The sequence below is a fragment of the Paenibacillus xylanexedens genome (genome assembly GCF_017874615.1).
GTDB lineage: Bacteria > Bacillota > Bacilli > Paenibacillales > Paenibacillaceae > Paenibacillus > Paenibacillus xylanexedens.
Window position 1 is genome coordinate 95,421 of record NZ_JAGIKV010000018.1, and the last position, 19,806, is coordinate 115,226.

Here is a 19,806-nt window from a genome sequence, read left to right on the forward strand (position 1 = left end):
CAGAGATGATTCATGTCATCTCTGTTGTGCCTTTTTTCGACTTCTAACATCAGTAAACAACATACTGTAGATATTTATGTACCCTTTTAACCAAAGAAATGTAAAAATAATGTGTAATTCATGAAAAATATTTATTTTTTCGTAAATTTTCACTACATACCATAAATCACAGTGCCTTTCTGACCGATATAGATAAAGGGAAATCCTCACCATACGTGTCATCATGTACACGTCATTCCCTGGAGCTAAGGAACCATGCAAAACAGAAAAATGCGACTACAGAAATGAGGGTACCACACATGAAAACAAACAAGAACAGACGCGCAGGTCTAGGTCTCACCCTAATGATGATCCTGACGGTACTGATCCTGGGGGCTTGTTCAGCCAACAATACAACAACGGCAACAGACACAAGAACAAAGGTTGGGATCGTGCTTACGGAAGTGGGTCTGGGTGACCGTTCTTTTAATGATGCTGCTTTTGATGGACTGGTTCAGGCCAGAAATGAGAAAAGCATTGTCTTTGACTATCGTGAACCGGGCGACAATGCCGAAGCTGCATTTGAAGAGTTTGCGGAAGCCAAATTCGATCTGGTTATCGGCCTGAGTGATGCTGTCCAAGCGGATATGGAGAAAGTTGCAGCCAGATATCCTGACCAGCAGTTCCTCATGATTGACAGTCAGTCCGAACTGCCTAACATTGCCTCCATTTCATTCCGGGCGGAAGAAGGAAGTTATCTGGCAGGTGTTATTGCCGCTATGGCTTCAACGGAAGATCATGTTGGCTTCCTTGGTGGACTAGAGATACCGGTCCTTCGTAATTTCGAGCAGGGTTTTAAACAAGGTGTTCTGGCTGTCAAGCCGGATGCAACCGTTGATGTCGTCTACGCAGGGGACTTCGGTGATGCCGATCTCGGTGAACAATTGGCTGCACAGATGATTCAGGAAAAGGGCGCTGACGTGATCTACGTTGCTGCTGGTCTCACAGGCGTTGGCGCACTGACGGAGATTCAGAAATTAGGGAAATACGCCATCGGTGTAGATACCGATCAATTCTTTTTGGCGGAAAAATCCATTCTTACGTCCATGCTGAAAAATGTGGATGTCTCTATCTATAATGCCGTTAACACGTTTGTTCAAAACAATCATACCTTCCCTCAAAAGGAAATCGTGGAGGGGCTGGCGGAGAACGCCGTGGGTCTGACTGCTCTACATAATATCACGCTCAGTGACGAACAACAGCAAACCTTCGAAGATCTGAAGGCAAAGATCTCTTCCGGTCAAATCAAAATTACGCTTGATCAATAACCCATCGGATACGAGGAGGTACGCACATGAAACTACAGGGAAAACTGATACTTAATGCTCTAATTTCACTACTTCTATGCCTTGTGCTAGTCGCTTATATCATCATGCAATTGCTCAACATGAATGCCAAAAATCAAAATCTGGTACCAGCCATGCTCAAGGTGAGTGAACTGAACGCCAATCAGATTCAGACCCAGCAAGCGCTGGATGTCTACTCATTCTCCATGACAGCAGGAAACCAGGACGCCGTGCTTCGCTTGCTGGATGAAGGCCAAACGATGATTCAGGAGCTTACGGACGGATTGCTCGAAACAGATCAGCAGTTACAACTTATTCAGTCCATCGAGACAAAATTAGAAGCTCTCAACCAGGGAGCCACCGAAGCGATGAGTGCGATGAACAGTGCGGAAGCGAAACGTTACAGCACTCGGGTTCGGGGCATACAGAATGATATCTATTCGTTAGATGAGATGACTCGGGATCGTTATGATCAATATACCGTCGATTTGGAACGTGACATTCAGCAAACGTGGCAAACCGCTCTGGTAGGAGCCATCGTATTGCTCGTCGCCGTAATGCTGTTTAACATGTATACTTCACGTCAGATCGCCAAGCGTATTCGAACACTCAAAGACGCCGCGGGACAAATTGCGGACGGTGACCTGACCGGACAATTACCGGAAGCTCGGGGCAAAGATGAACTCGATGACCTGAGTCGCTCCTTCGGTATCATGACTCATAATATCCGCGGCATTATTCAATCGATTGGTGCGGCGGGTCATCGTGTCGATCTGATGGCGCAAGATATTGACCGCGGTAATGATACAGCCCAAGCGATTGTGCAGCAAGTATCCCGCACCACGGAGGAACTCTCGATTGGCAGTCAAAAGATTGCTGAGGATCTGAGTGAAACGGTGATGGTTGTGGACAAAATGCAGTCTACCTTCAATAGCAATCTGGAGGCCACTTCCCAATCGGTGATCGATGGTCGTGAAGTATTAACTACCGTTGAGGAAGGTAATAAGGCTGTAGCAGAGCAACTCCGCTTGGCCGAAGTGAATCGTATGGCGATGGCCGAGGTGGAACAAACGGTACGGGAACTGGAAGAAAGCGCGGTTCGAATCACTACGATGACGGCATATGTATCGGAGATTGCCAAACAAACGACCATGCTCTCGTTAAATGCCTCCATAGAGGCTGCTCGCGCTGGAGAAGCCGGACGTGGCTTCGCTGTTGTTGCGGGCGAGGTGAACAAACTCGCCGAACAATCTGCGCAATCGGTTAAACATATCTATGCGGCTGTGGGCGAGATCACAACCTCCATGGACAAGGTGAAGAACTCTGTAGCACAAAGCATGCAGTTATTCGGCGAACAGGAACAAGCCACTGGCCAGACTCGCGAATCCTTCTCTGCTATTCGTGAAAGTGTGGAGCGCATCAGTACGGGTATCCATCAGCTTGCTGAGGACATGCAACACTCCAATGAACTCAGTACACAGGTGCAACAGGCCATCGAAAATATCAGTGCCATCACCGAGCAGTCGGCTGCCAGCAGCGAAGAAATCACCGCCTCCACGTCGGAACAACAACGTTCCTTCGCTGATGCAAGTATCAAGGTGAAGTCATTGCGTGATATCAGTGCAGAGATGCATCAGGAACTGCTGCGATTCCGGCTGTAAGCAGGATGCCGGAGAATTCGGCCCGGACGTAATTCGGATGTCGTTTAGATGCAGATTATGGGCATGTTATGGGCAGGTTATAGCCGAGCCAGGATCAGGTAGCGTGAACATACAAACAAATAAAGGGGAGCCTCCGTCATGGATCATGACAGGGCTCCCCTTTTCAGTAACTAATCGTTGTCGTTTCATCTAAAAATTATTTGTTTCAGAGATATGAAAGTATTTAATTGAACTAAACATTTACTCAAAACAGAGAGGACAGAAAGAACCTGAAGTAGCGGAGGTAAAAGCTATCTGAGAGAAAGCTGACACGGAAGCATATACTTCGCCTAAAAGCTTTTTGAAGGAAAGCTGCTTCGGAAGCATACGCTTCGCCTAAAAGCTTCTTGAAAGAAAGCCGCTTTGGAAGCATACGCTTCGCCTAAAAGCTTCTTGAAAGAAAGCCGCCTCGGAAGCATACGCTTCGTCTAAGAGCTTTTTGAAAGAAAGCTGCTTCGGAAGCATACGCTATCCCGGATTTCCTAATTTATAAAAGAAAAAACTGGGGATAACAGCGATCGGAAGGTTGTTCTGTCAACAGAGTGTCTAGTGTAAATATTCTTTAGTTCAACTTATATAGATAAAAAGGCATCAGCGTTTCAGATCCAAACGTTTAACGAACTGAGCAAACCTTATTGGGCCATTAATTGCAGATTATAAAATCTAACGAATCTCAGGCATTCTATTCCCTAATTTAGTCCGGTTTTTCAGGTGTTTTATCTGAAATACACAGAAATAACGTGGATGAGGTTCGTTAGCTTTTGCTCCTCGATGTAAACCGTGGTATAAGGTGTATCAGGTTCGTTAGGGCACTGGGAATTGAGCAATGGGTATTGAGCAATGTTCATTGAGCAAATGAGTACTGAGCAATGAACAATGGACAATGGACAACGTTCACTCATTTACTTTTGGTGCCTGCTTCGTTGGATCACTTGCAGTCTGAAAACGAACCGTCATAGGTAGTAACCCAAAACCGCGAGTTTGTCCCACACCTGCCCCATCCTTACAGTGCGTCGATGATGTCTCCGGCCAGCAGGGACGATGGGTCACCGCGCAGCAGTGCTGCACGTTCAGCGGCCTGTCCGTGGAGATATACGCCGAACGTGGCGGCTTGCTCCGCGCTGAGCCCTTGGGCAAGCAGACCGGCGATGATGCCGGTCAATACGTCTCCGGCACCGCCAGTCGCCATGCCGGCGTGCCCGGTGGTGTTGATGTACGCCTCGCCGGACGGCGTTGCGATGACCGTTCGTGCTCCCTTGAGCACAAGGGTCACGCCCTGCTCGCGGGCGTATCTTGCAGCGTGTCCTATGCGGTCACGCTGCACCTCTGGGGTCGACATGCCCAGCAGTCGGCCCATCTCGCCAGGGTGCGGCGTCAGAATTGTCGCCGCACTTCGCTGGCCCCAGTCGCGAGGCCCATGTGGGCCAGCGTCTGCCAGCATGTTGAGGGCGTCCGCGTCGATGACGAGCGGACGATCCGTATGTTGCCACAGACGGCGCAGCCAGTCTGTGTCGCCCTTGAAGCGGCCGAGGCCGGGGCCGGTCGCGAGCACGTCGCGGCTCTCCGCGAGACGCAGCACGGCGTCGGCGGAAGCCGCGTTCCATTCGCCGCTGTCGCCATCGGCGGCGGCAGCAAGCATGAGCTCGGGCACGGTGCCGATGACATGCGGCAGCAGTGCCGCGGGCAGCGCCCATGTGGCGAGCCCGCAACCTGCGCGCAGCGCGGCCTTGGCCGAGAGCAGGCCAGCGCCGCTCATCGGCAGACTTCCTGCGGCCAACAGTACGTGGCCGTAGGTGCCCTTGTGGCCGTCCGGTGCCCGTAGACGGCCTGTATCCACGCGCAGCGCACCGCGCAACACCTCGTCCGTCAGCAGACGGACCGAGGGGCCATGCTCTGGCGCAAGCCGCGCGGGAATGCCGATGGCGCGCACCACAATGCGCCCCGCGGCAGAAGCGCCCGGGTACTGCACCAGCCCGCGCTTAAGCAGCGCGAGGCATACGGTCACCCGGGCTTGAATGCAGGGCTCGTACACCTCTCCGGTGTCGGCGTCCAGCCCGCTTGGCACATCGGCGGACACGACCGGCTTGCCGCTGTCGTTCGCCGTCTCAATCAGCGCCGCGTAAGCTCCGCGCGGCGCCCCCCGCGAGCCGGTGCCCAGCAGCGCATCCACGATGCCTGTGCACCGGCTGAAGTCCACGGCTTCGCGCCCGTGGACAAGAGCAGGGATGCCAAGCTTCGCGGCGGCATCCCGTTGCACTGCGGCTTCGCCCCGCAGTGCATCAGGGGCATCGGCGTAGACCAATGTCACGCCAAGCCCTGCTTCAACCAAATGGCGCGCGGCCACCAGCCCATCGCCGCCATTGTTGCCCTTGCCGATCAGCATGTACCACAGCTGATCTCCCGGGCGCTCCATCACCAGCGCCGGATCGGCGATGATGTCGCCACCATAACCTTGCCGATCACCGGGCCCGGTGTGTGCCCGCCTAGCATCGGTCTTGCTGCTATAGCCAAGCTGCCCTGAATCCGCAAGCCGGCCTTCTGCCTGCCCTTCCCGGCACAGCTTGATCACTTCCTCAGCAATGGCTCGGCCTGCATTCTCCATTAGACTGGCAGCAGGAATACCCAGCTTATGAATGGTATACTCGTCCACAGCTCTCATCTGTTCAGCGGTTACGATAAACAACGTTCATCCCTCCCCGTGACAAGCTCATCTCATACTTAAAAGTAGCAACTTTGCACCTAAACTCTGCATCTTATATGTGTATCGCTATCTTTCCTCTTACCTCATCCAGTTACCACAATCCACTCGATACATCATCGAAAACTCTATCGATCCGTGTACGAGACCTTCAGATTAAATCATCCATTCCAAAGCCTGTCTACGCTTAATAACCTACCGTAAACCGTGCTTGGATAAATTGCGGATCGTCCAGTTCATCCACCAAAGCCGCTGCAAAATCGCCAACGGAAATCGAGCTTTCCCCGATATCATCCGTAATCACCCGGTTCATGCCAACCCGGAACTGGCCTGTCCGACGTCCTGTTGTGATTGTCGCAGCAGGGCTCATGTAGGTCCAGTGAATACCTGATGCTTCAATCAGGTCATATGCTTCTGCATGGGCTTTTGCGAGTGGTTTGACTTCTTCCGGGAATCCCGGCGTATCCATCAGCATATCCCCGGAATCGGTTAGCAAGCTTCCCGCTCCACCAACTACAACCAGACGTCCTGCTTTTGCCCGGCGCACACCCTCGATCAACGAACGTGTCACTTCCAGCATCTCTTCTTCTCCACCAAACTTCGGTCCATATGCACTCACAACCACTTCCTGACCCGCTGCAAAATCAGCAACCTGATCCGGGTTAAGCAGATCTCCCTGTTCTACACGCAAACGCTCATGAACCATCTCAACCTTCGAAGGGTCACGCACCACCGCTGTCACTTCATGCCCACGATCCATCAGCTCCCACAGTATCATCTTGCCGATCGCTCCGGTTGCTCCAAAAATGGCTACTTTCATATGAATTCCCTCTTTTCTGTAGATATCATCTTGTCAACTTACCGTTATTTTAATACTTAATCCTATTGTTATATACCTTAAACGGCTCACGCCATCTTAAACCGGATGTGACATCTTGTAAACCTATCTCTTATAGCTTATATGTAGAAAAATAATCTTTACTTCAACTAGCGGAAGAAGCACCGACACTCTTAAGTATCCCCTCTCTCCGCAAGCACTCAACACGAATCATGAAAAAAGCCGCTAAATGCGGCTATAATAAGATAATTTCATACGACATAGAATCTATTCTTATCTCAAGATTTCAGTTTTCGTTCCGCTAGGTAGTCGGTCCTTCTTCTCCCTGCCTCCACCACATACCCTCCGATTTTGGGCTGGTGTATTCAAATCCAAATTGAGCATAAAGTTGATCTGCCGGAACATCCGCCAACAGGCTGACTAAACCACGGGCAGGTACTGCTTTACGCAGATAATTCATAATCTCGCTCATGATCAGTTTTCCATACCCCATTCCTTGAACATCCGGGTGTACAGCAATATCGACGACCTGAAAGAAACAACCTCCATCTCCAATCACTCGCCCCATGCCTATCAGCATATCCTCTTCACGCAGACATACGGCAAACAGGCTATTCGGTAATCCAATCTCCGCCCCTTCCCTGCTCATCGGGCTAAGACCCGAAACCTGCCGTAAGGCAAGATACTCCACCGCTGCGGGTGGTGTGTGTTCAATACTCACATGATCCATGAATTGTGCCCCTTTCTGCTTGAATTCATCTACTTCCTGTGTAATAGTGAGAGAAAGCTTACGTGAAGCGTGTTTCATGATACGTGAAGTTGGTGCAAAGGAGGAACAAGTGTGTTTCAACGTTGGATTGAAGATCTAACATCGCGCCCAGGCGCTGTGGCTGTGCTGTTTGGAGTCATGGCTTTGCTTCTGGGGATATACATATGGTCTGCCACTGAAGTTCGCCGCAGCCACGAAAGGCGAATGAGAAGGATACGAGATACATTATACATAAGTACAGCCCTCTTGGGACAACTTACCTTCCAGGAAAATCGGAATTATGAACGATCGGAACACGAACATGACGATCTGATAACAGCAATGTTAGCCTGCAAAGCTGCATCTTACCTATCCCCTCAGCTACAGGACCAGATCCGTGACTGTATTAAGGATCATGATCCTGCCAGAATCGGACTGATGCACAGAGCACTGGAACGGGAATGCACCGTATTATCGGATGAACTCAGCCGGGAGACTCATGCAGATCATTGGGGCACAGCGGTCTGGACCATCCTTCGGCCCGTAGCCGAACCAGCCGCACTGGCGGCTACAGGGTTTCTAGTTTCAGATCTGGTATTTCGTCAGTGGATGTTGGACGTCCATGTAGACTCATGGGACAGCATCTTGCCATGGATTCGCGCAATTTCCCTGATGATCACCATAATATATGGTTACCTGCTCTGGGCCAGCCCACGACGGGATAGGTCAAGTACAGTAACCAAAATGCTCTCCTTGCTGATCGCGCTATGCTCCTTGCTCCATCTGATTGGACCTGTTGCTGCACCCTATGCACTGGGACTACAGCTGATTATATTCACTTCGGGCTTCGGGTTGACTGGGACACGCTCTCGAAGTGATCGCCCCTACGCAGGACATACGGATATGGAACCAACGAAGCAAGTCTCTACGGAGATGGAAGGAAATACACGTCGTACATCTGGTACCAACACCGACGAATAACCTACGATTCAGCCGCTTCCGTATGATTAAACTTAGATACCCACATCGATGATACGAGACTTGGCCCTCCCTCGGCTGGATTTTCACCGATCAGGTCGTGTCTCCTTACTCGGCATGCTATACGATGATGGATGTCAGTGTCCCAAAATTATGGAACTCCCGTCTGGATGTTCCTATTGAGTAACCAGTCGATTCTCTAAGGAACACAGGACGTCTTATATTACCTCTACAGCCTCTTTCAAAATTGTAAAGAACCTCAGACACGTTATTTTCAAAAATCGCTCGATAAAAACGCTCTAAAACGCCGTACATTTCGATATAACGTGTCTCAGATTCGTTGCGCTCAATCCCTGCTCATACTCTGTTCCAAGCGCGCTGAGAGGACACGCTCTAAATTCTTCAAGTACGCAAAAAGGGCTGAAACTACATTGTAGCTTCAGCCCTTTTCTATATTACTAATCTTGTCTTGCGAAAAATTATCCGAAGGTTATTCTGTCATCCAAGTAGCATGTGTGACATTCTTTAGTTCAATTTATATCATGGATAATTACTTCACTTATTTGGCTACAACATGTGCAATGACGCGGCCCTTTTCGTACGTGACAGTCACGTCATAACCATCTGCCGTTACACTGTCGAATTCACCTGTAATTCCATTAGCCGTGATTAACGTAATATCTTTGGCACCTTCAATCTTATGCTTGGACAAGTCGAGTTTGAGACTTCCTCCATCAATATAGAGCTTTCTGCCGACATTCAGTTGACTGTTGTTGTCAGCCACTACCAATTCCAACGTACCGTTATCCATGGTAAAGTTTCTATTTAAGTTGAGTGCTCCGTCGACATCGACGACAACTGTTCCATTTTCTACATACAGATCACCTGTACCAAAAGCAGTTTCAGATTCAGCTACCAGCGTTCCTGCTTGCAGTAATGTTCCGCCAGTGTAGCTATTTTTCCCTGTCAATGTAAGGGTGCCTGTCCCCTTTTTCGTGAGCATTCCACTACCGGTGATATCATTTCTCCACCAGTCTTGTGCATTGAAGCGCCCTTTGGAAGCGTCCATATCCACAGTTACATTGTTCAAGAATGCGCCGTAGCCATCCGCAGCCGTGACCAGATCAATTCTACCCCAGCCCTTGGATTCATCCAGTACAGGATATCCAGAGTCAATGGATGTTGTATACAATACTTGTCTGCGTTGCTCATCTGTTAAATACGGTTGACGTGTTTCTAACAGGGCTTCTGCTCCTTGCGGTACAACTGGAGCCAAACCTTTGGTTCCGGTTTGTGGTAGACCGTAAGTCATCTTTTCTCTATAGAAGGCTTTATTGGCATCATGATCTTCCCATTTGTGTTCATCGTAAGCACTCTTGAACGTGTAATCCTCAGTTACGGTGTGTGCATACTCATACAGACTCAACTTTTTTTCCTTGGCTGCAGCTCCAAATACTTCTCCTGCATTCTCATAACCTTTCTCTAACACATCTTTGTTCTCAGCCTGATTAAGTGCATATGCAGCCATGGCTGTGGATTGTATTCTTCCTCCGATAACATCAAGCGGTGAGTGCATCCCCGTTACAATTCGATTCTCGCCCAACTGAGCTGCTCTCGTTAACAATTCAGTGAATCGTTCTGGTGTAGCGTATGCCAAAGGAAATACGGATAAGTAAGCTGCACTGGTATGTCCGCTCGGAAATGCGCCATCTTTCCCTCTTCCATCCTCAGCGATTCGTTTGACATAAGTTAACGCAGGAATAAGTTTAACGTTAGTTTCGTATTGCTGGTAATGTTTTTCTCCTGTTGATTTGGTGCCGCCTGAAGCCAAAGGTACTTCTTTTTTCTCACCTTCGCCCAAGGTTTCCCATACAGGCAGTCCTTTGCTGTCAACAACTTCTTTCACTTCTCCATTGGAATTCATTCTCCACGGTCTAGGGGAAGAGTAGAAATATTTAGAGGGATTAGATGAGGCAGGAATTTTGAATCGAACCAGATCAACTAAATGAACCAAGTCTGCAAGTTCCGTCTTTGCTTCCCAATCTCCAATGCCTTGGCTTTCATCTTCCACTGTTTCTTCGGTCAATACCACATTCATCTCGTCCACCGTTCGTTCAACGTTTGTCTTTGGCTTGATGATATCTACATACGTGTTAGCCAACGGACCAAAGCCCTCCATCACGCTATAGATCTTATCTCTTTGGTCATCATAATAGGCTGCCAATGTCTCTTCACCTGTGCGATTTTGCGTGACCTTTTCTACATATTTGATATTGGCTTCCCAAGTCGCTTTGTTTCGGATCTCTTCATTTGCATATGTTTTCTGATCAGCAACAGCTACGGTTGGATCATTCTTAAAGCCGTCATAATATGGAGTCGGTCCATCTCCATACTTTGCATTTTTCCCGTCAGCTCCAATTTTAGTTGCCGCTGTTCCATCTCTCCAATCCGCTAGGTTCATGGACCATACTTGATCAAAACCGTCCAAAATATCAATAAACGGATTGGTTTCCACAATATTTTTCAAGGTGTCGTCTCCGGCATTGGCTCCGTGCTTCACGGCGGACAACCGAGCTTCATCTGCCGGGGGATTAACATTCAGTGCGGTTGCCGTTCCTTTTGGCTTAGCTGGTTTGGCAGCTGTAGTAGCATCTGTTTCCACAGCTTTAACGAGCGCAGACACCACTTCGGCACGAGTAATGGAATGAAGCGGTTTGAAGGTTCCATCTGCATATCCGGAGATAATTTTCGCTGCTACCGCTCCACCTACAGCTCCCTTGCTCCACGCCGCTATAGACGATGAATCGCTAAATACATTCGCTGCTGTTTCATTTAACTCCAGATTCAAAATGCCAGCGATCACTTTAGCTGCTTCTTGACGGGTGATCGAATCTTGCGGCTTCATTGTGCCATCGGTGTATCCATCTATATATCCATTCGCATTTGCAATAGAAATTGCTTCGTAATACCATGCACTCTCAGACACATCGTTAAAAGTAATTTTAGCTTGTCCGGAATATCCAAAAGCACCGTTTACCAAATTCATAAATTCTGCTCTGGTAATATACGTATTCGGTTTGAATGAATGATCCAGGTAACCTCGAATTAATCCTTTATCACCCCATGCTTGAATATTCGCTTCCGCCCAGTGTCCCTTAATATCAGAGAACTGAATCTTCTGATCGGCTGCAAAACTCTTCTCTGCAAATGTCGGACCTACCATAGACAACATTAGAAGTAATGCCAGTGACTTTTTAAGTGGTTTTCTCATGGCTTGCAAATACACGCTCCCATTATGGTAAATTATTTTTTGCTTCTGCATCTGCAAATGAGTAAGAAAGACTCTATACAGATGTCTGATCTGCCGTTACTGTAGCATTAGGGAGCGTTTCGCATCTATAGAACAAATTCCGTTTTATATCAAAATCGTACGTTCCGGAGCTTATATGCCAAGAAAAATGGAGTTAGATACTACATTTATCAATTAAAATACCTGCTTTTGTAAACGCTTTATTAACTGAAAGTAAATTATGGAGTGGGAGTTTGTTAAATTTCGATCAACATGATTTCTAGTCCTCGGCCTGCTATATAATGATGAAGTTGTTTAGAAAAGAGACATGAAGGGGGAAAAAGAATTCATAAGCCATTTCAAACTGTAAGATCCAAGATGGTTCTTTCCTACCTTGCTGTTGTTCTTGTCATTGCGCTTCTTTTCGGCTCCATTCTATACCTCTTCTTCTCCCATCAATACAGCAAAGAGATTCGAATCAATAATCAGCTGTCACTGAAAAGCACTGTCAATTATATTGAGAGCTCCGTTATCCAGAAGGTGAATCAGGTCTATCTGTCCCTGGCACTCGGTAACGCCGCTAGTATCGATTTAGATAGCTTAAAAGGAAACCATAGCAAAATCCTGGACATCGAACAGTCCCTCAAAAATATGGTACAAAATTACTCCGATCTCATTGAAGCTATTCATGTGTACGATACGAAGAACCACTTCATCGTCTCATCTGTATATGGGCTATTGCTCTATGAGGACACGCCTTCGAGTGTGGATCATACGACGGATTGGATTACTGCGATGAAAGAGACTCCAGAAAGCTCCTTATGGATGAAGACCCGCATGGTGCCTCAGGATGTTTATATCGAATCACGGGAACAGGGCAAGATGAGTCCTCTAATTTCCTATGTCCATAGTTACCCGTTTCAATCGTCTGGACAAGACAGTAAGGCCATGATTGCGATTGATATCAAAGAATCAGCGATCAGTCAGATCATTAAAAATATGCTCCCTGCTGACTATGCGAATACATTGATCATCGATCAGGACGGAACTGTCATATCTGCCGCGGACAAAACGTTGATAGGCAGCTCCACGGAGGAGAATCTGACGCAGTCGCTGCTCACCTTTCATTCTTCAGATGAGCGCTTCACACCTGTATTTAACTATGACTCTCATGTGGTTACCCAAGATCAATTTAAAGGAAATGCATGGAGAATCTACACAACCACACCTAATGAAAGCTTCTATTATAAATTGGATAGCTTGAAGGAGATTTCGGTTCTTCTCGGTTTATTGGCTGTTGCGGTTGGAATAGCGATGTCGTCCATCTTTACCAGGGCCAACTATAGTCCTCTTAAACGAATCATGAATAACATCAAGAGCCGGATGGATAGCCCAACCAGCTTAAAGCAGGACGAATATCGTTTCATCGATACAACGTTTAACAGTCTGTCCAATAAAGTTGATAGTCTTGAAGAAACCTTACAGGCCAATCACAGAATGATTAAGCATAGTATCATGCTCAATATGTTAAATAATCGATTTACACCCGAGGAACTTACGGAACAGCTCCAGTCTGTTCACATTTCAATGGCCTACTCTCGCTTCCGTTGCATCGTCATTGACCCTGTCAATGAGAAGTGGAAGGATCTGCAGCCACGACAGTTGCAGCATACGTTGTATACGATGATCCAGCAACTGGAGATCGCAGAAATGGATGGAACTCAACTGCTGGCAGAGGAATTGCAGGATCACAAAATAGCAGTAATTATCTGTACCAACCAACCCGCAGAACCTCTCTCTGATCACATTGTAGACTTTATTCACGCTGAGGCGCGCAGCAGATTTGGTCTGGAATTTGTACTATCGTTAGGCGGATGGGTAGAACACTTCACGAAGATTCACACAAGCTATCATCAGGCGAATACCCTGATTCGATACAGCTACTTCTTCCCCGAGCAATCTGCTATTCAGGATCTTGATCTTCTGAACAGGGAAGCCAGCAGTTTGGAAATCCCGGAGTCATACCTCGTAAACTTTGAAAAGAAATTGCAGACTCGGGATGTGCAAGGTACGGTTCAGGCCATTCAGGAATTGGTCGCGACAATAAAGGAAGGCCCCTATTCCGCCGAATACAGTCGGATCATCTTATTAAAAACGGTATCTATTTACGCTGAGTGTATTAATCAGGTGCGCCTGCAACCCACCGAGGCGAGTTCATTGAATATGTACAAGCAATTTTCATTGTTCTACAATATCAACCGATACTCGGAATGGATGATTCATCTCGTGACCGAATTTGTGATGCAGATGGAGAAGCGAAGCGAGGTACGAAGTGTGGATACCATCTCGGCTGTCAAAGCCTATATTCACGAGCACTTATCAGGCGATCTCACGCTGGATCATGTCTCAGAGCAAGTATTCATCAGCCCTAAATATCTGAGTAAACTTTTCAAGGAAGAAACCGGGATTGTTTATTCCGAATATGTTACGAATCAGAGAATGGAACGCGCACGGGAACTCATGACACAGCGTGAAATTACGGTTGAGCAGGTCGCAAGTACGGTCGGTTACCGTACCCCTGCCTATTTCATTAAGAAGTTCAAAGAAATTCACGGCTGTACACCAAAAAACTTCATGCGCAATCTAATGGAGCAGGGATCTATATAGGATCAATTTAACATTTACACAAAAACGGAGAGGACAGAAAGAACCTGAAGAAGCGAAGCGTTCGCCTAAAAGCTTTCTGAAAGAAAGCTGCTTCGGAAGCATACGCTATTCCCGGATTTCTCCCTTTAGAGAAGGGATCAAAAGAAATCTGGGAATAACAGCGATCGGAAGGTTATTCTGTCATCGGAGTGTCCGTGTAAATATTCTTTGATTAAACCTATATAGAATTTAAAATTAGTAAAGGAGCTGCTATGAACCTTAACCTTTCAAGAAAGTTATGTCTATATTCCGCAATGCTCCTCCTTCTCGTATTTACAAGTGGGTGTACCTTTTTAGGGAGAGAAACAGCACAAGTGCAACAGCAGGACCATCTAGCAAGTGCTGAGAAGGAGACAGCACCGCAGTATACGATATCCTGGACCATGCATCAAAATATCCCTGTTCCTGAAGACGCCGAGATGATTGCATATATTGAGGATCGGTTTGATGTCGATCTGGAGGTGTGGAATCTTGAGAACAAGCGGTACGAGGAACTGCTGGACCTGGAGCTTGCTCAAGGGAAAATACCCGATCTGTTCCGAATCAGACAACCGCATGATCTGCTTAAGTATCAAATGCAAGGGGTCTTAGCGGAAATCTCCCCGGAAGTCCTTGAACAATATGCGCCAAATATCGTACAGCGAATTCGCGATTATGATTCACGTTATTTAGAGTATGGAAAAATAAACGGTGGCTTATATGGAATTCCGGCTATTAATCAGACCAACATCTATCGAACCCCTGTTGTATACCGAGAGGACTGGCTTAAGCAGCTTGGTCTGGAGGTGCCAAAAACATTAGATGAATTTGAAACGGTTATGTATGCTTTTGCCAAAGATGATCCAGACGGAAATGGTAAACAGGATACGTATGGCCTATCCAGAGAGGGCTTAAATGTCGTGTTTGGCGCTTTTGGACAGTCCGTTTTCACCGAGCAACTGTATTTTAATGAAAAAAAAAACCAACTTGTGATCGGTGCTTTGGAGCCTGAGATGAAAAAAGCATTGGCTTATATGCAAAAGTGGTATCGGGACGGAATTATCGACCCTGAGTTCATAACCGGCGAAAATAAAGGCGGCTATAAACATCTATCCCATGCTTTTATTAATGGAAAAATTGGGATGACCTCGATGGGCAACTATTATCATTGGAATCAAGAGGGAGACTACAGTGTCCTTAATGAAAATGGCCAAGAAACCCCTGTGGGAGCCTCGTTCAATGTTAATGAGCTGTTACAGAAAAACGCAACTGCAGAGGTTGTATTTGGTTCTCCTGTTATTGGTCCTGATGGACATAGCGGTTCAAAAGGGAACAATCTGCTGATGAATTTTATTGCTATAGGAGCTGAGGCTGCGAAGGAGCCGGGAAAACTGGAGAAAATTTTGGAGATACTCGATTATGTAAGTGCCAACCCCGATCCGGAGGAGCAGATCAAAATGGAGTATGGCCTTCCAGGAAAACACTGGAATTGGAGCGCTGAAGATTCAAACTCGTTCCATTTACTTTACCCATACAACAGAATGGAGAATTATATTAATATGATCGGCTCAAGTATCGGCATGACGGTTCCAGGTACACCCTCGGACAAACGTGAACAGTGGGCTGCATCTGCAGGGTTGACGGAGAATGGTATCTATAATCGCCTGGAGGTTGCAACCCCTGCCCTGATTCAATATTCATCTGAATTGATTCGCATGAGAGACAGAGCGTACATCTCCATCATCACTGGCGATCAGCCTGTGGGGTATTTCGATACCTTTGTGAAAGAATTCATGGATGCAGGTGGGCAACAGGTATTGCTTGAAGCGAATCATTGGTATAAGGAGCATATGGAGACAAGTCGCGCACAATAAGTAGGAAGATCTGGAACATGCACTTCCCATGAGTTTCTGAAAAGTATACATTTGTGTGTTTCTATGCACCTATCTTCGCTTCCCTCACGTCACTCTCTATCCCTTTGCACTCGCATTTGATCCGCGTAGTGAACGGGCTGAACTGCTTCGTGCCGTGCTTCCGGATTTGGAGGCGCTGCCTGAGGGCGTGTTTTCAAAACGCTTGCGTTCGGTCCGCTCCATCTGCACAATCTGACCTTCGTGCACCACGATATGCAAAGAACCAAACTCCATGTCATTCAGCTGTCCGGCAATTCGGTCCAACCATACCTCATCCACTTTTAACGGCTTAGCCATAGAGCCGCCTCCTCTTCTCGGGCTATTGCCCGCCATATTCCTAAGTACGCTGTCATCCAACGGATTTATAAATCATTCTTATCCAACCTATATACTTGGTTTATACATTAGCAGGGCTTCCAGTAGCTGTCAATCTGTATTTTCTTCTTCTCATCATCACTTTTCTGAAACGGCTTTGTGTCCAAGCCAGCTCTTGAGCAGCAACGTGGCGAGAGCCAGAATCAGGAGCAGGGATGCTACGGCAAACGAAGCCGAGAATTGATATTCGTTATACAAAATCTCCACATGAAGTGGTAACGTATTGGTCTCCCCGCGGATATGTCCGGACACCACAGATACGGCTCCGAACTCACCCATAGCACGAGCATTACACAGAATAATGCCGTACAGCAGCCCCCATTTGATGTTGGGCAAGGTTACACTCCAGAAGATTCGCCACCCGGAAGCACCCAGCGTAACCGCCGCTTCCTCTTCCCGGGTTCCCTGGTCCTCCATTAATGGAATCAACTCCCTGGCTACAAAGGGGAAGGTAATAAACAACGTTGCAATGACAATGCCTGGCAGCGCAAAAATGATTTTGATATCATGTTCGGACAGCCACGGCCCAAACCACCCATTTGAACCAAAGACCAATACAAAGATCAACCCGCCCACCACAGGCGAGATGGAAAAGGGAAGATCAATCAGGGTGATCATAAGTCCCTTGCCCTTGAACTGGAATTTGGTAATGACCCATGCAGCGGCCACACCAAATATCGTATTCAGCGGTACGGTAATCACCGCAACTAATAACGTGAGTTTCAGTGCAGACATGGCATCCGGCTCGGTAAGAGCCGCGATGTACACACCCCAGCCCTGCTTCAACGCCTCCATGAGCACAATGGCCAGTGGCAAAATAAGCAGCCATATGAGTACCAGGCTTGCCAGTCCAATCAACAACCATTTGACCCATGGAGCCTCCGTTGTTGCACGGTTAGTTCCACGCCCGGTCTTTACGGGTGGAACAGGGCTCAGTGGGATAGAACCCGCCATATGCTGCACCTCCTTTGGTTTCGGTGAGTGACGTCTTTTAATATCCTTATTCCACCATGCTTCATTGTCATGCTCTGCCCGCCTTTCGGCTCCAACGTTGCAAGGAATTAATGATCAGTAGCAGAATGAAAGAAACCAGAAGTAACAGCAAAGCTACAGCTGTAGCGCCTGCATAATCGAACTGCTCCAGCTTGGCCATGATCAGCAAGGGGGCAATCTCCGTTTTCATCGGCATATTACCTGAGATAAACACAACCGAGCCATATTCGCCAATGCCCCGGGCAAATGCCAGAGCAAAACCCGTCAGCAGCGGTGGAATCAGATCTGGCAACAGAATCGTGCGGAATATCCGCCATCTTCCTGCCCCCAGTGTAGCAGCCGCCTCTTCCACCTCTGCCTCCAGCTCCTCCAACACCGGTTGCACCGTGCGAACTACAAACGGAATTCCAATAAACATCAGCGCCAGCGTAATCCCGGCCTGTGAATAGGCGAGCTTGATGCCCAAAGGTTCTACAAACTGCCCAATCCAGCCATTGCCGGCATAGATCGCCGTAAGAGCAACCCCTGCTACCGCTGTCGGCAAGGCAAAAGGCAGATCAATGACCGCATCAAACAACCTTTTGCCCGGAAATTCATACCGAACAAGCACCCATGCCAGGAGTAACCCCAGCACGAGATCAATCAGCGCCGCTGCACCTGCGGTCAGGAAGCTGACCTGGAAGGAAGCCAGTACCCTGGGGTTGGTCGCAACCTCAATCATGGTTGCCCACGTCAACCCTGTGGAGTTAAACAACAGCGCAGCCAGTGGAATAAGTACAACCAGGCTCAGGTAGAACACACTGTAACCCATCGTTAATCCAAATCCCGGCAATGTGCGTCTCCGCGCCACAACCACCTTGCTCATGCACGTTCATCCTCTCTGCCTTCAGCCGGTAAGGCTGGTTGGCCGCTCACAGCGCGATTGATCGGGTGTTCATTGAACAGAGCAACCTTAGCTGCCTGGAACATAGATCTGGTCGAAGATACCACCGTCATTAAAATGTTTGGCCTGAGTATCCCGCCATGTGCCAAATACATCTTTCAATGTGAACAGCTCAAGTGCCGGGAACTGATCTTTGAATTTTTCCTCCACGCTGTCCAGCGTTGGGCGGTAATAATTTTCAGCGGCAATCGTCTGTCCCTCTTCACTGTACAAATATTTCAGATAGGCATCCGCCACGTCGCGGCTTCCTTTTTTGTCTGCATTTTTGTCCACAATCGCAACCGGTGGTTCGGCCAAGATACTAACCGATGGCACGACAATATCGAATTTGTCCGGACCCAACTCTTTTACCGATAGGAAAGCTTCATTTTCCCAGGCAAGCAACACATCACCAATGCCACGTTCAACAAACGTTGTCGTAGATCCGCGAGCACCCGAATCCAGCACAGGCGCATGTTTGAACAATTCACCAACAAATTCCTTCGCCTTCTCTTCATCATTGTTATTATGCTTAAGGGCATATCCCCATGCCGCCAAGTAATTCCAACGCGCCCCGCCGGACGTTTTAGGATTCGGGGTGATGACTTGCGTATCCCCTTTGATCAGATCATCCCAGTCCTTGATGCCCTTTGGATTACCCTTACGTACAAGGAAGACAATCGTAGAGGTATACGGAGAGCTGTTATGCTCGTATTTATCCTGCCAGCCTTCATTAATCAGACCTTTATCTTCAATCGCATCAATATCGTATCCCAATGCCAGCGTCACCACGTCTGCATCCAGTCCGTCAATAACAGAACGACTCTGTTTGCCCGATCCCCCATGGGATTGCTTGATGGTTACTTCCTGGCCCTTCTCTTTCAACCAATGCGCCGCAAACGCTTTGTTATATTGTTCATAGAGTTCCCGCGTTGGATCGTAAGAAACATTCAGCAGTTCAATGGCCTTGGCCCCTTCTGTGCCGCCTTCCGCTCCCCCCGATGTTCCTGCCGCACTGGACCCGCCGCTATCCGATCCGCATGCTGCCAGAACTCCTGTTAATACCAGTGCCAGACCAACCAAAATACCCTTGTGAATTCTCTTTTTCATAAATAACACTCCCCCGATATAGATCTGCATGACTACCTCAGGCCGGCTGAACAGGATCAAACGCCCCGTAAAAAACAAGAAGACGGAGGAACCCCCGCGCACTTCTCCCCATAAAGTCATGCCGGCTTAAGGCCGTGCATGCTCCATCTGAAAAGGATGCGCTGCGGTGTTCCTCCGTCTATACGGTGAGAACGTTATTCTGTTCAGGTTGCATGGTTGCATCTGTCTGTAA

Annotated in this window: 13 protein-coding genes; 5 read left to right on the plus strand and 8 right to left on the minus strand. The window is 48.0% G+C overall.

What is annotated here, in order from left to right; all coding sequences use genetic code 11:
* Positions 1 to 299 precede the first annotated feature (299 nt).
* Together J2Z28_RS21575 and J2Z28_RS21580 are read left to right on the plus strand one after the other, a co-directional pair.
* Positions 300 to 1,307 carry a BMP family lipoprotein gene (locus J2Z28_RS21575; protein WP_211084233.1) on the plus strand — a complete coding sequence of 336 codons (1,008 nt, stop codon included), beginning with the start codon at positions 300 to 302 and terminating at the stop codon, positions 1,305 to 1,307.
* Positions 1,308 to 1,333: 26 nt separating this feature from the next.
* Positions 1,334 to 2,986 (plus strand): methyl-accepting chemotaxis protein, encoded by a 1,653-nt coding sequence (locus J2Z28_RS21580; RefSeq protein WP_211084234.1) that lies wholly within the window; start codon positions 1,334 to 1,336, stop codon positions 2,984 to 2,986.
* Positions 2,987 to 4,028: 1,042 nt separating this feature from the next.
* Here the strand turns inward: J2Z28_RS21580 and J2Z28_RS21585 are convergent.
* From J2Z28_RS21585 to J2Z28_RS21595, 3 genes are all read right to left on the minus strand, one after another.
* On the minus strand, positions 4,029 to 5,708 hold the full coding sequence (locus J2Z28_RS21585) for an NAD(P)H-hydrate dehydratase (protein ID WP_211084235.1): 1,680 nt from the start codon (positions 5,706 to 5,708) through the stop codon (positions 4,029 to 4,031).
* Positions 5,709 to 5,910: 202 nt separating this feature from the next.
* Positions 5,911 to 6,543, minus strand: coding sequence for an NAD(P)-dependent oxidoreductase (locus tag J2Z28_RS21590; RefSeq protein ID WP_036607440.1), 633 nt, complete (start codon positions 6,541 to 6,543; stop codon positions 5,911 to 5,913).
* A gap of 319 nt (positions 6,544 to 6,862) precedes the next feature.
* On the minus strand, positions 6,863 to 7,291 hold the full coding sequence (locus tag J2Z28_RS21595; RefSeq protein WP_211084236.1) for a GNAT family N-acetyltransferase: 429 nt from the start codon (positions 7,289 to 7,291) through the stop codon (positions 6,863 to 6,865).
* Positions 7,292 to 7,402: 111 nt separating this feature from the next.
* Between J2Z28_RS21595 and J2Z28_RS21600 the strand changes: the two genes are divergently transcribed.
* Positions 7,403 to 8,290 carry a hypothetical protein gene (locus J2Z28_RS21600; RefSeq protein ID WP_211084237.1) on the plus strand — a complete coding sequence of 296 codons (888 nt, stop codon included), beginning with the start codon at positions 7,403 to 7,405 and terminating at the stop codon, positions 8,288 to 8,290.
* A gap of 556 nt (positions 8,291 to 8,846) precedes the next feature.
* Here the strand turns inward: J2Z28_RS21600 and J2Z28_RS31545 are convergent.
* Entirely contained in the window at positions 8,847 to 11,558 is a 2,712-nt protein-coding gene (locus J2Z28_RS31545; RefSeq protein ID WP_280530849.1) for an S-layer homology domain-containing protein, read from the minus strand.
* 396 nt (positions 11,559 to 11,954) lie between these two features.
* Between J2Z28_RS31545 and J2Z28_RS21610 the strand changes: the two genes are divergently transcribed.
* Complete coding sequence (locus tag J2Z28_RS21610; protein WP_244988455.1) at positions 11,955 to 14,243, plus strand: helix-turn-helix domain-containing protein; 2,289 nt, start codon at positions 11,955 to 11,957, stop codon at positions 14,241 to 14,243.
* Between the two features lie 353 nt (positions 14,244 to 14,596).
* Entirely contained in the window at positions 14,597 to 16,135 is a 1,539-nt protein-coding gene (locus J2Z28_RS21615; RefSeq protein ID WP_415841474.1) for an extracellular solute-binding protein, read from the plus strand.
* Between the two features lie 96 nt (positions 16,136 to 16,231).
* On the opposite strand, the gene J2Z28_RS21620 is transcribed toward J2Z28_RS21615, so the two are convergent.
* The 4 genes from J2Z28_RS21620 to J2Z28_RS21635 all read right to left on the minus strand — a co-directional run bounded on the left by J2Z28_RS21620 (position 16,232) and on the right by J2Z28_RS21635 (position 19,574).
* Positions 16,232 to 16,471: a YezD family protein gene (locus J2Z28_RS21620; RefSeq protein WP_036607453.1), complete on the minus strand. Its 240-nt coding sequence runs from the start codon at positions 16,469 to 16,471 to the stop codon at positions 16,232 to 16,234.
* Between the two features lie 156 nt (positions 16,472 to 16,627).
* Positions 16,628 to 17,503, minus strand: a complete 876-nt coding sequence (cysW, locus tag J2Z28_RS21625) for a sulfate ABC transporter permease subunit CysW (RefSeq protein ID WP_211084240.1) — start codon at positions 17,501 to 17,503, stop codon at positions 16,628 to 16,630.
* Between the two features lie 67 nt (positions 17,504 to 17,570).
* Positions 17,571 to 18,407 carry a sulfate ABC transporter permease subunit CysT gene (cysT, locus tag J2Z28_RS21630; protein ID WP_127547780.1) on the minus strand — a complete coding sequence of 279 codons (837 nt, stop codon included), beginning with the start codon at positions 18,405 to 18,407 and terminating at the stop codon, positions 17,571 to 17,573.
* Positions 18,408 to 18,494: 87 nt separating this feature from the next.
* Positions 18,495 to 19,574 (minus strand): sulfate ABC transporter substrate-binding protein, encoded by a 1,080-nt coding sequence (locus J2Z28_RS21635; RefSeq protein ID WP_036607530.1) that lies wholly within the window; start codon positions 19,572 to 19,574, stop codon positions 18,495 to 18,497.
* Positions 19,575 to 19,806 lie beyond the last annotated feature (232 nt).